Source organism: Shewanella sp. M-Br, from assembly GCF_036245925.1.
Lineage (GTDB): Bacteria > Pseudomonadota > Gammaproteobacteria > Enterobacterales > Shewanellaceae > Shewanella > Shewanella oncorhynchi.
In genome coordinates this window covers 37,215-49,491 of the sequence record NZ_BJBV01000026.1, presented here as the reverse complement: position 1 = coordinate 49,491, position 12,277 = coordinate 37,215, and the positions used below count along the sequence as shown (strand labels likewise).

The following is a 12,277-nucleotide window of genomic DNA, read 5'->3' as shown; positions in this document are numbered from 1 at the left end:
TCTTTGTCATTAACACCATCATTTATTTAGGATTCAGTGGGCTTAATGGCGCTGATTTTGGGTTTGAATGTTTTTGCTCACAGGCCTTAACCGCGTTAAGTAAGGCGGTACATTCGGCGCTTAAGTGGCTATTTGTATTGTTAGAATTCGCACTGCTCGTATTAGCACTGTCAGTATGGTGGCTCTTATCGGCCTTCGCACTGTAGGCTTTGATTTGCAGTTGCTGTATCGCTGCTGCCAGTTGTGGTGACTGTTCAGCAATCTTATCTAATGTCATAGGCGTTTGCTGTAACTCACTGAAATATCGCTGCAATTGCAACATAATTCGGCTCACATCGCCACTGGCGCAGGCTTGCTCTAATCCTTTCAAGCCGGAGGCAGTCACTGATTGTGCTGAACTGATTGAAGAGTTTACTGCAATTAGGGCGGCCGTTTGATTTTTTAAGGCGCGGCGCCAAGCGACTAAGGTGATAATCCAAGCGACTAGAGTGACCAGCCATAGCGTAGCAAAAACCGTGGTTAGCCAAGACCAGCCCTTATCGGCCGCGGAGTTGGTTTCCCATGTTGGTTGAGCTGGCGTATCACTTACAGCACCACCTTCAACGATGATGGTACGTGCGGGCAGCGTTGCAGTTTCTTGACGTTTAAGGCGCGGATTCCACCAAGGCACTTTGACTTCGGGCAGGGTGAAAGTCCCCGCTTTGCTGGGAACGATTGCCGAAGTAATACTGTACTGCGAAACAATTTGTGCATCGCGCACAAAGGTCTGCCGCTGGGGTTTTTCTGGGTATGACTTAAGCTCATTGGGCAGAGTTTGCACTATATCAGGCAGACTATTTTCATCGGCATTGGAAGCCAACAGCGTAATAGTGCGGGTGATAGGGCTACCGACGGTAAACTTTTTAATATCTTCAGGGAAGTTTTCTTTTAGCGCCACTAAATCGGCAACTAGCCATTGGCCTTGGAAACTTGTTGGTGCGGGATTCACTTGAACTGTCAGTGAGGGCGCGCCTGCTTGCATTGGGCGGCTTTCATTAAAGCCAAACATACCGCCGCGGCGTTGGGCTTCTACCAACACATCGCCAGCAAAGGTTGCACCTTTGATATTCACTTGGCCGGGCAAATCGGGAATGATGCCATAGGTGCGTTCAATCACGCGGTAACGTCGGCCATCGACTATCTCTGAACCATCCCTATCTTCACCGATTTGTTTGATCTGTGCGCCTTCGATTACTGGTGCACTCAATACGCCCCTTTGTAATTCTACCGCCAGATAGAGTTTCACCTTGTAGGTAATGAGCTGCCCAACATAGGCTTCGTCGGTCGAGACTTTGGCGTCAATGAACAGATTGTTCATTTGCGCGGGCTGGCTACCGGTTTCGACCACTTTGAGAGGAATAGGCGATGAGCTGACGCCGTCAATACTAAAGGCCGGAATGGTTAACTGACCTTGTTGTTTTGGCGCGAGCAGCACTTGCCAGCGGGTTTCTTTGACTGCATCGAAGTTCATGATTTGCGTGCTGCGACTCACGCTAGTACGGCCGACAATAAAATCTTTCAGTAGGGCGGATGTGTCTAGCTTACCGGTATCGACTTCGTCATCGACACTGATGTTGAGCACAAAGTATTCGCCCTCCATCACAGGGTTGCGATCGACCGAGGCCTCAATTTTGCTAAGTGCAAAGGCGGGATGAGCCACTCCGATGGCAAGGAGTAGCAGGATAAAAAATTGTCTCGTCACCACTGTTCGTTATCCTTTGATATTTGGCCATTTTGACGGCGTTTTTGATATTCCAACTGCATCTTGTTGCGCAGTAACACTTGCGGGTCTTCACTCACGCCCCTCAGTGCTCGTTGCATTTCTGCGGGCAGTGGCTCGCTATTGGTTGGCGGTGCCTCGACCGATTCACTCATAGCAGCCTCTTGTTTATCTTGCGCATTTTGCTCAGGAGCTTCTTTGGCGGCAACGCTTTGCTTTTCTTGTTCTGCTGACTTTTGCTCTTCAGCATCGGCTTTAGCCTGCGCTTGCATCTTAGCTTCATTATCTACCGGCTCATTTTCCTGCTGAGCTTGTTGATCCTGTTGCGCTTTATCTTCAGCGGGATCTTGCTGAGCTTCATTCTGCTTGTCCTGAGCATTGCCATTTTGCTTATCTTGCTCAGACTGTTGCTCATTCGTTTTTTGCTGCTCAGGGCTTTGCTCAGAATTGGCATCGTCCTGTTGATCCTGAGACTCTTGCCCTGCTTGATCTTGCTTATCTTTCTGAGCGCTATCTTGGTCAGATTGCTGTTTATCCTGCGACTTTTGGTCACCAGACTGTTGATCACCTGATTGGGGATCACCGGACTGTTGATCGCCTTGTTGATCTTGGTTCTTATCCTGTTGCTCGTTTTTACCTTGCTGTTGTTGCTGTTCTTGCAATAACTTTTCAGCTAGTTCAAGGTTGGCCTTGGCCGCAGGGAAATCAGCTTGTTTCTCAAGTGCGGCTTGATAGCGCTCCTTGGCCTTATCGGGTTTACCGAGCTGCATCAACGCATTGCCTTGATTGTAGAGGCCTTGGGCTGAGCTATCTTGCTCGAAGGTTTTCAGTGCTTGCGCAAAATCACCGGCTTTGTATTGGGCGCTGCCACGCCATTGGGGCGACTCAAACTGCTTAGCGGCGTTTGCGTAATCTTGGGATTGATAGGCCTGCATCGCTTGTTGATCTGTGGTTTTCCACACATTGTCCCAGGCATTGTCCCACACACTGGCATGGGCTGGCTGAGGCACAGCCGCGAGCAGTAAGTTGCTAGCAAGAGTGGCAAATCCAACGCTTGCCACGATTCCTTGCCTAAAGCTGAAAAGGGCGGGCAGCAGTAATAGCAGGGCGAGATAAGGGCCGAGATCCTGCCAGGTTTCACCGTCAAGATCTGTGGCTTTGGCATCGCCCGTATCACTTAACCAATGTTGCAATTGGGCCAGATCATTGCCGTCGGTGCGATTTTGGATTAACACGCCTTTGTTATCCGCTGCCAGTTTTTGCAGCAGGCCAAAGTCAGTGCTGGCCACAACGACCTCGTTGCTGCTGTCGCGCTGCAATTGTCCATCGGGTAGACGAATTGGCGCGCCTTGGCTAGTCCCAAAAGCGACGACCGCAAGACGATATTGCGTGCCACTTAATGTCGAGTTAGCGTCATCAAATTGGGCAGCAGTTATGCCATCTGTCATCACGATAATATCACCGCGAATATGCCCACCCTGAGCCAGTAGCGTTTTAGCTTGGGTTAAACCTGCCGCTAAGTTTGAGCCACGAACGGGCATGATCTCAGGGCTCAAGGTCGGCAATAAATTGAGTAGCGTGCCGGTATCGCGCGTTAACGGGCTGATCGTAAAGGCATCGCCGGCAAAGGCGACTAAACCTGTTTCACCTTCTTTAAGATTACGCAGGAGATCCGTAGCCCTAAATTTAGCTTGGGTTAACCGATTCGGCGCAAGATCGGTGGCGAACATAGATACGGACATGTCCATCACCAGTACGCGGCCTTGCTCTGCGGCAAACACAGGTAAGGATTGTTTATTCACGGCAGGTCCGGCGAGTGCCAATGTCGCAATCAACCAAGTGAAGGCTAATAAATGCAACGGACGGCGGGATTTCTTATTACCTTGGGAGACCAATATCTTGGCTAAGTGCGGCGCAATATAACGATTCCAAGCGCTGTGGCTCTCGTGTTGCCGCCATAAACTCAACAAGGCTAAGGCTAGCGGTACTAGTGCGAGTAGCCATTCGGGACGAATAAAATGTAGGCTCATTATTTGATGTTCCCCTGTGAAGTGGTTGCGACAGAGGGTTTAACGCGGCGCGCTGCAAACAGTGGCAATTGACCTAAGGCAATCCACAGGCTCGTCAGTAATGCTAGTGCCAGCGGCCAGTAGAACAGATCTGCCTGCGGACGATAGCTTAATTGATCGCGACTCACAGGTTCGAGTTTATCGATTTCTTGGTAAATCTGGTCTAGCTCTTGGCTGTTACGGGCGCGAAAATAACGGCCGTGGGTGACGTCGGCGATATGCTTAAGTTGGTTTTCATCCAGATCCATCGAAGGATTAACCCGCTCGCGGCCAAAGAGTGTGCGGCGCTCCATTACATCTGCGCCCACACCAACCGTATAAATAGTAACTTTACGATTAGCGGCAATTTGCGCTGCTTGCTCTGGTTCGATATTGCCAGCGTTGTTAGAGCCGTCGGTCAATAAAATCAATACTCTATTACTCTCGTCCATTTTATCGAAGCGTTTTACCGCTAGAGCGATAGCTTCACCTATGGCGGTTTGCTTACCGACTAAGCCAATTTGTGCTTCTTTTAAAAATTGCGCGACTGAACGTCTGTCTTGGGTGAGCGGCGCCTGCAAATAGGCGTGATCAGCAAAGAGAATTAAACCGATACGGTCACCCTTGCGGCGCTCGATAAAGTCACTGACCACGTGTTGGATCAAGGTAAAACGGTCGACGGTTTTGCCATTCACCACCATGTCTTCAATCTGCATACTGCCGGATAAATCCACCGCCATCATCAGATCGCGGCCTTGGCTTGGCAGTTCGATAGGTTCACCAAGCCATTGAGGACGAGCAATAGCGAGCACTAATAGGCACCACATCAGCCAGTAGCGTTTGCGACTCTGGCGTGTGTTGGCCGCTAAGCTTTGTTTACCCGTTTGGCTTATTCCGGGTAATTGCAGCCGGCCACCATCCACTTGTACGGTTTGTTGGCGCCAAAAAATCAAAGGCAGAGGCAGTAATATCAATAGCCAAGGCCATGCAATTGTTAACATTGTGCCTCCGGTTGTTTGGTGTCAGCTGGCTGGATTGGCGCTTGGCTTTTAGCTTGAGCGTCGCCACTCGCTTGAACGTAGCCCTTCGCTTGAACAAGATTCGACTCAGGCGCACTCAGTGTTGCTTTCGATGCCAACCAAGCCTGTGCGAGTTGATGCAATTCATTGGCTTCAGCTAAGGTCAATGGCGTTGCCTGATGGCGTTTGGCTAGCAAAGGGCCGATATGTTGGCGTTTATGCTCGGGTAAATAGCTGTCTAACCAAGCCGCCCAAGCTTCGCCATCTAAGGAGGCTATTGCTTCTCTGCTGAGGTAAGTCATGGCGGTGCGCTTTAATAGGCTGTTGACGTCAGAGGCATAGGAAGTCGCTTGTCTATCGAGCTGATTGAGTAACTGTTTAGCGGCTTTTTTTGGCGCTAAGTCACGGGCGCGTTTTCTTAGCCAGATAACTAAGAGTGTGATGAGGGCAATCACAAGTGCTAAAACCAGCCAATAACCGATTGCCCAAGGCCAAGCGCCGATCGGTTCGGGATGAATAATATCCTGCAGTTGTGCAAGAGCCGGGTTTGGCGCCGTAGAAGGCATAGGTACTGTTGCCTGTGGATTTGCTATTTCTGAATTCACTGTTGCTGGATCCATAGTTAACGCAATAATTCCAATTGATGGGCTAGGGGAGCACTCGCATCTATGAGCTGGGTGCGAACGCGCAGTTGCTGCATCATGGCGATAAAATCGTTTTGCTGACGCAACTGAATGTCGAGCCAAGCCTGATAACTGTGGCGGGTAAGCACTAAGTCCTCATCCCCATCCCGTACCGGCAAATTAAAGTTGTGCGGTAACGGCAGTGTGCCTTGACGCAGAGGATCGGTAATAAGATAGGCACCCACATCGCAATGACGCTTAAGCTCGGTGAGAGGCGCGATACATTGGGGACTAAAATGGCTGCCATCTGTCACGATCCAAACTAAGGAGCCGGGTTTGGCGATACGTTGTAATCGCTGACAGGCACGCAGGATATGGTCAGGATCGCGCTGGCCACTGCCAACATGATTGAGCTGATTTTCGTGCACACGGCGCAGGCCTGAGATCAATTGCAATATGCCTTGACGACGGCTGCGGGGTTTGAGCTCTAAATGCTCAGACTCGCAGGCGATCAAGGCGCCGAGCCGATCGCCATGGTTAATTGCATTCCAACCTAAGGTGGTCGCAAGGTGTCCTGCTTGCACTGATTGCAGCAATAAACTCGAACCAAAATAGAGGCTTTGGCTCAAGTCGATTAACAATAAAATAGGGCGCTCACGTTCTTCGACAAATAACTTAGTGTGAGTTGTGCCTGTACGAGCGGTAACGCGCCAATCAATGGTGCGCACATCGTCGCCCTGTTGGTAGTGGCGCACCTCGGCAAACTCCATACCGCGGCCTTTGATTAAGCTGCTGCGATGGCCCGCTAAATTAGCGCGGGCACGGCTATAACGCTCAGGCATAGCTCGGGCGATATTTTGGCACGCCAGCAGCTCTTGCTCGGTTAAATGCAAGCCATCGGCAAAAAGCGGCAAGCCATCGACCGAGGCTGAGAGTCGCGCTGTGTCACTCATCTTATTTCACCTTTATCTTCACCGTTAAGGTACTGCAACTTGACTTAAGATGTGGTTGATCACGTGATCGCGGCTGACACCTTCGGCCTGTGCTTGGTAGCTAAGTAGGAGTCTATGGCGTAATACATTTGGCGCAACAGCTTGAATGTCTTCCGGTGAAACAAAGTCCCGCTCGTGCAGCCAAGCGCGGGCGCGGGCACAGCGTTCTAATGAAATAGTTGCGCGCGGGCTGACGCCGTACTCAAGCCACTTAGCTAAGTCTTCGCTGTAACGTAAAGGCTCACGGGTCGCCATCACGATTTCGACTATGTACTTTTCGAGCGGCTCGGCAAGATAGATTTCCATGGCTTCGTCACGGGCGGCAAACACATCTGCTTGTGCAATCGGCTCAGTGGTTGGCAATTCGTGGGTCAGCGCTTCTTTGCGGGATTGACGCAGAATTTCGATTTCAGTCTCGCCGCTCGGGTAATCAAGGTTTAAGTGCATCAGAAAACGGTCAAGCTGTGCTTCGGGCAGCGGATACGTGCCTTCGTTCTCTAATGGATTTTGGGTGGCCATCACTAAAAACAGCGGTGGTAGCTTATAGCTGTGCTTACCAACGGTAACTTGACCTTCGGCCATGGCTTCTAATAAGGCTGACTGAACTTTGGCTGGGGCGCGGTTAATTTCGTCCGCCAAGATTAAATTGTGGAAAATCGGTCCGGCTTCAAATTCGAAGGTGCCAGTTTGCGAGCGATAAATATCTGTGCCGGTTAAGTCGGCGGGTAGCAGATCTGGGGTAAATTGAATGCGGTGAAAATCGCCCTCAACCCCGTCACATAAGGCTTTCACTGCACGGGTCTTTGCCAGCCCCGGTGGTCCTTCAACTAATAAGTGGCCATTGGCAATTAAGGCAATGAGCAGATTTTCGGTCAATACTGGCTGCCCTAAAACAACCTTATTTAGGTAAGTGCGTAATGCGTGGAAGCGACTCAAAGGCATGATGCTACTCGTTTTATTATGTTGAAAATACGTGTGTGGGCTATAGACAACAACTATGGTAAAGAATTCCCTTAGGGTTTGGCTAGTGTTAAAAAAACAAACAGGTGTTTAAAACTTGCTGACAAGAAGTTAGAATCAGATCACACTTTAATGGTCAGACCTGTTATTGGGCGTTTTTCGCCGTAAAACAATAGGTCAAACACGGAAATCGATAGCGCCGCCTGAAATCTCTCAGCGATTGCGCACATAAAGAGGGTGACAAATGAGTGATAGACAACAGGTTACGAACGCCAAGGGCGAGCGTATCGCCATAGTAGCGGGTTTAAGAACGCCATTTGCAAAGCAAGCTACGGCATTCCACGGTGTATCGGCGCTTGATATGGGCAAAATGGTGGTCAATGAATTATTGGCGCGCTCTGAACTTGACCCTAAACTGATTGAGCAGCTGGTCTATGGACAAGTGGTGCAAATGCCCGCTGCACCTAACATCGCCCGTGAAATCGTACTCGGTACTGGCATGAATGTGTCGACCGATGCCTATAGTGTCACTCGCGCCTGTGCGACTAGCTTTCAATCTGCCGTAAACGTGGCCGAATCTATCATGACGGGCAATATCGAAATCGGTATTGCGGGCGGCGCCGACTCTTCATCTGTCTTGCCTATCGGCGTGTCGAAAAAATTAGCCCATGCGTTAGTCGATCTGAATAAAGCCCGTAGCTTTGGGCAAAAATTACAAATTTTCCGCCGTTTAGGCATAAAGGATTTATTACCTGTGCCGCCTGCGGTGGCAGAGTACTCAACGGGCTTGTCTATGGGACAAACCGCCGAGCAGATGGCAAAAACCTACAATATTAGTCGCGCCGATCAAGATGCCTTAGCACATCGCTCACATACCTTAGCGAGTGAAACTTGGGCTTCCGGCCATTTGCGTGACGAAGTTATGGTCGCGCATATACCGCCGTATAAGCAGTTTATCGATCGTGATAACAATATCCGCGAAAACTCAGTATTGGAGTCATATGCTAAGTTGCGTCCTGCATTCGACAAACAACATGGTACTGTGACGGCGGCCAATAGTACGCCACTGACTGACGGTGCCTCAGCGATTATCCTGATGAGTGAAGGTCGAGCCAAAGCCTTAGGTTATCAACCTATTGGTTACATTAAGAGTTACGCCTTTAGCGCCATTGATGTGTGGCAAGATATGCTGATGGGGCCATCCTACGCGACGCCACTGGCGTTAAAACGTGCCGGAATGGAATTAGAAGATCTTACCCTGATTGAAATGCACGAAGCCTTTGCGGCACAGACATTAGCGAATATGCAGATGTTTGCTTCGAAAAAATTTGCCGAAGTAAAACTCGGCCGCAACCGCGCGATTGGCGAAATCGACATGAGCAAGTTTAACGTGCTCGGTGGCTCGCTCGCTTATGGTCATCCTTTTGCGGCAACGGGAACCCGTTTAATCACCCAAGTGTGTCGTGAGCTTAAGCGCCGTGGTGGTGGAACTGGCTTAACGACGGCCTGTGCGGCCGGTGGTTTGGGCGTGGCTATGATAGTGGAAGTGGAGTAATTTGCATGGAAAAGACCTTTAATTTAACCCGCCGCGACGACGGTATTGCCATTTTGACTATGGATGTTCCTGGCGAAACCATGAACACCCTAAAAGCACAGTTTGGCCCTGAAATCAGTGAGATCCTGGCTGAAATTAAAAGCGATCCTCATATTCGTGGACTCGTGCTGATCTCTGGCAAAAAAGATTCTTTCGTTGCGGGCGCTGATATTTCCATGCTCGATGCCTGTAAAACGGCGGCCGATGCCAAAGCCTTATCTCAGCAAGGGCATGTGGTTTTTAATGAGTTAGAAGCCTTAAAAATTCCTGTAGTGGCGGCAATCCACGGTGCCTGTTTAGGTGGTGGTTTAGAGTTAGCCTTAGCCTGCCATCAAAGGGTATGTAGCAACGATGGTAAAACCATGCTCGGCGTACCGGAAGTTCAACTTGGCTTATTACCTGGCGGCGGTGGGACTCAACGTTTGCCTCGTTTAGTCGGCATTACCACCGCCTTAGACATGATGTTGACCGGTAAACAAATCCGTCCTAAACAAGCCTTGAAAATGGGCTTAGTGAATGATGTTGTACCGCAGACCATTTTGCTGCAAACCGCAGTTGAGATGGCGCTTGCTGGTAAACGTGCACCGAAACCTGTTAAAAAGTCACTCGTTAATCAAGTACTTGAAGGCACGAGCTTTGGCCGTAACATTATTTTTGATCAAGCGACTAAACAAGTCGAAAAGAAAACCCAAGGTAATTATCCAGCACCAGCCAAAATTATTGACTGCGTGCGTCAAGGGATTGCGAAGGGGATGCAAAAAGGGCTAGAAGTCGAAGCGAGTCACTTTGCCGAATTAGTGGTATCAAAAGAATCTGAAGCGCTGCGCAGTATTTTCTTCGCCACCACAGAAATGAAGAAAGAAACCGGCGCTGAGGGTGCTACGCCGCGTAAAGTGAAGAAAGCGATGATCTTAGGTGGCGGTTTAATGGGCGGAGGCATTGCCTCTGTGACTACCACTAAGGCTAAAATCCCCGTTCGCGTCAAAGACATCAGCGAAAAAGGTTTAAGCAATGCATTAGCCTACGCTTATAAGTTGTTGGATAAAGGGGTAAAGCGCCGCCATATGACGCCTGCTGCCCGTGATAACTTAATGGCGCTGATGACGACAACCACTGAGTATAAAGGCGTTAAAGATGCCGACATCGTTGTGGAAGCGGTATTTGAAGACTTAGCGCTTAAGCATCAAATGGTGAAAGACATTGAGCGTGAGTGTGGTGAGCACACGATTTTTGCGTCAAACACCTCATCTTTGCCAATTAGCCAAATCGCTGAGGCGGCGACGCGTCCTGAAAATGTGATTGGTCTGCATTATTTCTCGCCAGTGGAAAAAATGCCGCTGGTGGAAGTGATTGCCCATGCTAAAACGTCACCAGAAACCATTGCGACCACGGTCGCATTTGCCCGTAAGCAAGGTAAAACACCGATAGTGGTGCAGGATGGTGCGGGTTTCTACGTGAACCGTATTCTGGCTCTGTATATGAATGAGGCCGCGCAATTACTACTTGAAGGCCAAAGTGTTGAGCATTTGGATAAAGCTTTAGTGAAATTTGGCTTCCCTGTGGGACCGATTACTTTGCTCGACGAAGTGGGTATCGACGTGGGCGCAAAAATTTCACCGATCCTCGAGAAAGAATTGGGTGAACGTTTTAAAGCGCCAGCGGCATTTGACAAGCTTTTAGGTGACGATCGTAAAGGCCGTAAAAATGGCAAAGGTTTCTATCAATACGGCGCATCGAGCAAGAAAGCTAAAGCTGTCGATGAGAGTGTTTATGGCGTGTTAGGCATTAAGCCTGGCACCAATAAAGACGCAAAAGCGGTTGCCGAGCGTTGTGTCGTACAAATGCTCAATGAAGCGGTGCGTTGTTTAGATGATGGTATTATTGCATCGCCAAGAGATGGCGATATTGGCGCCATTTTCGGTATTGGCTTTCCGCCATTCCTCGGTGGCCCATTCCATTATATTGACACTTTAGGCGCTGCGAACTTAGTGAAGATCCTTGAAGGTTATCAAAGTCAATTCGGTAACAGATTCGAACCTTGTGAGCGCTTAAAAACCATGGCTCAAGAAAACGCGCACTTTTTCTAAGTTTCAGTGAATCTAAGTCATAGTTAATCTAGGTCTTAGTTAATCAAAATTGAACAAAAAAGCGGCAGTTTGTTGCCGCTTTTTTTATTGCCACAAGGCATGTTTTTGCCTAAAAAGTGTTCACATTGGGGATGTGGATTTTGTATAATCCGAGCCCTTTATCGAGAGTTCAGTGTTACGTGTTCTGTACTGAGAGCGCAGCGAGGAATGAGTATTGCTCGTTTATGCATAATGCGGAGAACCTTTTATTCTGGCGTTAAAATGGCGTATTTAACATGTGCATCAATCACCAAGACTACGCTAGTAGCATCCGCATTTTAATGAGGAATTAATTTCTCTACATTTATGATTTATTTAGTTGTTTTTAAAGAGGTGGTTTGTGGCTTTGCTGGTTATCTTTATCGCATTAATCTCGGCTTGGTACTTCGGCTTGGCTGCATTTACCGCAGACCTTTCTGTTACGTATTGGGCATTACTGGGTTTTGTGCTCGGGCCTCTGGCTTATCCACTCTTTACGACACACCGCCATTTAGCTTTGAGGAAAATCCGTTGTAGTGAGGAATGGATATTAAATAGCTGATTTATCAATCTGTTATGTATTTATCCATGACTACATGACTATTAGTTAGTACTTTTATATTCACTTAAAACTAAAGGGAGCCAATGCTCCCTTTATTGTTTCTAAGCTGCGCTAGCTTAATTAACTATCACTGTACATGAGTTAGAATCATGGCTACAGAACTTAAATTAGTTCCACCAACCTTTTGCAGAAATCACTTCAAGGTGATTCAAGCCTTCAGGCAACTTAACTTTTTTACGCGCTGGCTTGGATAAACCGAGTGCTTTTTTGATTGAATTTAGCATAGTCACTCTCCTTAACCTGATTAATGTTATGCAACTTGTTTTAGTTGTTTGAATTTCACATATGGAGAACCCGCAACTTCAAGGTATTTAAATTTCACATATGGAGAGCCTGCAACTTCAAGGAGTTTGAATTTCACATATGGAGAGCCTGCAACTTCAAGGGGTTTGAATTTCACATATGGAGAGCCCGCAACTTCAAGGGGTTTGAATTTCACATATGGAGAACCTTGAAGAGCAAGACTATTTGCTACAAAGCCAATTGAAGATAATAGAGTAACTGTTACTAGGATTCCTTTAATCATTCTAATTCTCTCAGGGTAGTTAATATTGA

10 protein-coding genes are annotated in these 12,277 nt (G+C 48.4%); 3 read left to right on the top strand and 7 right to left on the bottom strand.

Features of this window, described 5'->3' with window-relative positions; genetic code table 11:
* Positions 1-22: 22 nt before the first annotated feature.
* From AAA952_RS19100 to AAA952_RS19075, 6 genes are read right to left on the bottom strand one after another with little or no spacing between them, the layout of a single operon-like run.
* Positions 23-1,744, bottom strand: coding sequence for a BatD family protein (locus tag AAA952_RS19100; protein ID WP_338258871.1), 1,722 nt, complete (start codon positions 1,742-1,744; stop codon positions 23-25).
* Positions 1,738-3,789: a VWA domain-containing protein gene (locus AAA952_RS19095; protein WP_338258870.1), complete on the bottom strand. Its 2,052-nt coding sequence runs from the start codon at positions 3,787-3,789 to the stop codon at positions 1,738-1,740. The genes AAA952_RS19100 and AAA952_RS19095 overlap by 7 nt, the downstream gene beginning before the upstream one ends.
* Positions 3,789-4,808 carry a vWA domain-containing protein gene (locus tag AAA952_RS19090; protein ID WP_263254719.1) on the bottom strand — a complete coding sequence of 340 codons (1,020 nt, stop codon included), beginning with the start codon at positions 4,806-4,808 and terminating at the stop codon, positions 3,789-3,791. Before AAA952_RS19090 ends, AAA952_RS19095 begins: the two co-directional genes overlap by 1 nt.
* The gene (locus AAA952_RS19085) at positions 4,802-5,446 is read right to left on the bottom strand and encodes a DUF4381 domain-containing protein (RefSeq protein WP_338258869.1); all 645 of its coding nucleotides are present in this window, start codon (positions 5,444-5,446) and stop codon (positions 4,802-4,804) included. The genes AAA952_RS19090 and AAA952_RS19085 overlap by 7 nt, the downstream gene beginning before the upstream one ends.
* Before the next feature lie 2 nt (positions 5,447-5,448).
* A complete protein-coding gene (locus AAA952_RS19080) occupies positions 5,449-6,402 on the bottom strand; it encodes a DUF58 domain-containing protein (protein WP_338258868.1) in 954 nt (317 codons plus the stop codon).
* A gap of 24 nt (positions 6,403-6,426) precedes the next feature.
* Positions 6,427-7,383, bottom strand: a complete 957-nt coding sequence (locus tag AAA952_RS19075; RefSeq protein WP_028761051.1) for an AAA family ATPase — start codon at positions 7,381-7,383, stop codon at positions 6,427-6,429.
* Positions 7,384-7,645: 262 nt separating this feature from the next.
* On the opposite strand from AAA952_RS19075, the gene fadI reads away from it, so the two are divergent.
* From fadI to AAA952_RS19060, 3 genes are all read left to right on the top strand, one after another.
* On the top strand, positions 7,646-8,956 hold the full coding sequence (fadI, locus tag AAA952_RS19070) for an acetyl-CoA C-acyltransferase FadI (protein ID WP_338258867.1): 1,311 nt from the start codon (positions 7,646-7,648) through the stop codon (positions 8,954-8,956).
* A 5-nt stretch (positions 8,957-8,961) separates the two neighbouring features.
* On the top strand, positions 8,962-11,082 hold the full coding sequence (fadJ, locus tag AAA952_RS19065) for a fatty acid oxidation complex subunit alpha FadJ (RefSeq protein ID WP_263206250.1): 2,121 nt from the start codon (positions 8,962-8,964) through the stop codon (positions 11,080-11,082).
* Positions 11,083-11,461: 379 nt separating this feature from the next.
* Complete coding sequence (locus tag AAA952_RS19060) at positions 11,462-11,662, top strand: hypothetical protein (RefSeq protein WP_263166705.1); 201 nt, start codon at positions 11,462-11,464, stop codon at positions 11,660-11,662.
* Between the two features lie 310 nt (positions 11,663-11,972).
* Here the strand turns inward: AAA952_RS19060 and AAA952_RS19055 are convergent, their stop codons facing one another.
* The gene (locus tag AAA952_RS19055; protein ID WP_258547651.1) at positions 11,973-12,248 is read right to left on the bottom strand and encodes a hypothetical protein; all 276 of its coding nucleotides are present in this window, start codon (positions 12,246-12,248) and stop codon (positions 11,973-11,975) included.
* Positions 12,249-12,277: the final 29 nt, after the last annotated feature.

Bases quoted from the DNA above. Each gene is read 5' to 3' on its own strand.
- AAA952_RS19075 (WP_028761051.1), bottom strand. From the start codon at position 7,383: ATGCCTTTGAGTCGCTTCCACGCATTACGCACTTACCTAAATAAGGTT.
- AAA952_RS19085 (WP_338258869.1), bottom strand. From the start codon at position 5,446: ATGGATCCAGCAACAGTGAATTCAGAAATAGCAAATCCACAGGCAACA.
- AAA952_RS19090 (WP_263254719.1), bottom strand. From the start codon at position 4,808: ATGTTAACAATTGCATGGCCTTGGCTATTGATATTACTGCCTCTGCCT.
- fadI (WP_338258867.1), top strand. From the start codon at position 7,646: ATGAGTGATAGACAACAGGTTACGAACGCCAAGGGCGAGCGTATCGCC.
- AAA952_RS19055 (WP_258547651.1), bottom strand. From the start codon at position 12,248: ATGATTAAAGGAATCCTAGTAACAGTTACTCTATTATCTTCAATTGGC.
- AAA952_RS19080 (WP_338258868.1), bottom strand. From the start codon at position 6,402: ATGAGTGACACAGCGCGACTCTCAGCCTCGGTCGATGGCTTGCCGCTT.
- AAA952_RS19095 (WP_338258870.1), bottom strand. From the start codon at position 3,789: ATGAGCCTACATTTTATTCGTCCCGAATGGCTACTCGCACTAGTACCG.
- fadJ (WP_263206250.1), top strand. From the start codon at position 8,962: ATGGAAAAGACCTTTAATTTAACCCGCCGCGACGACGGTATTGCCATT.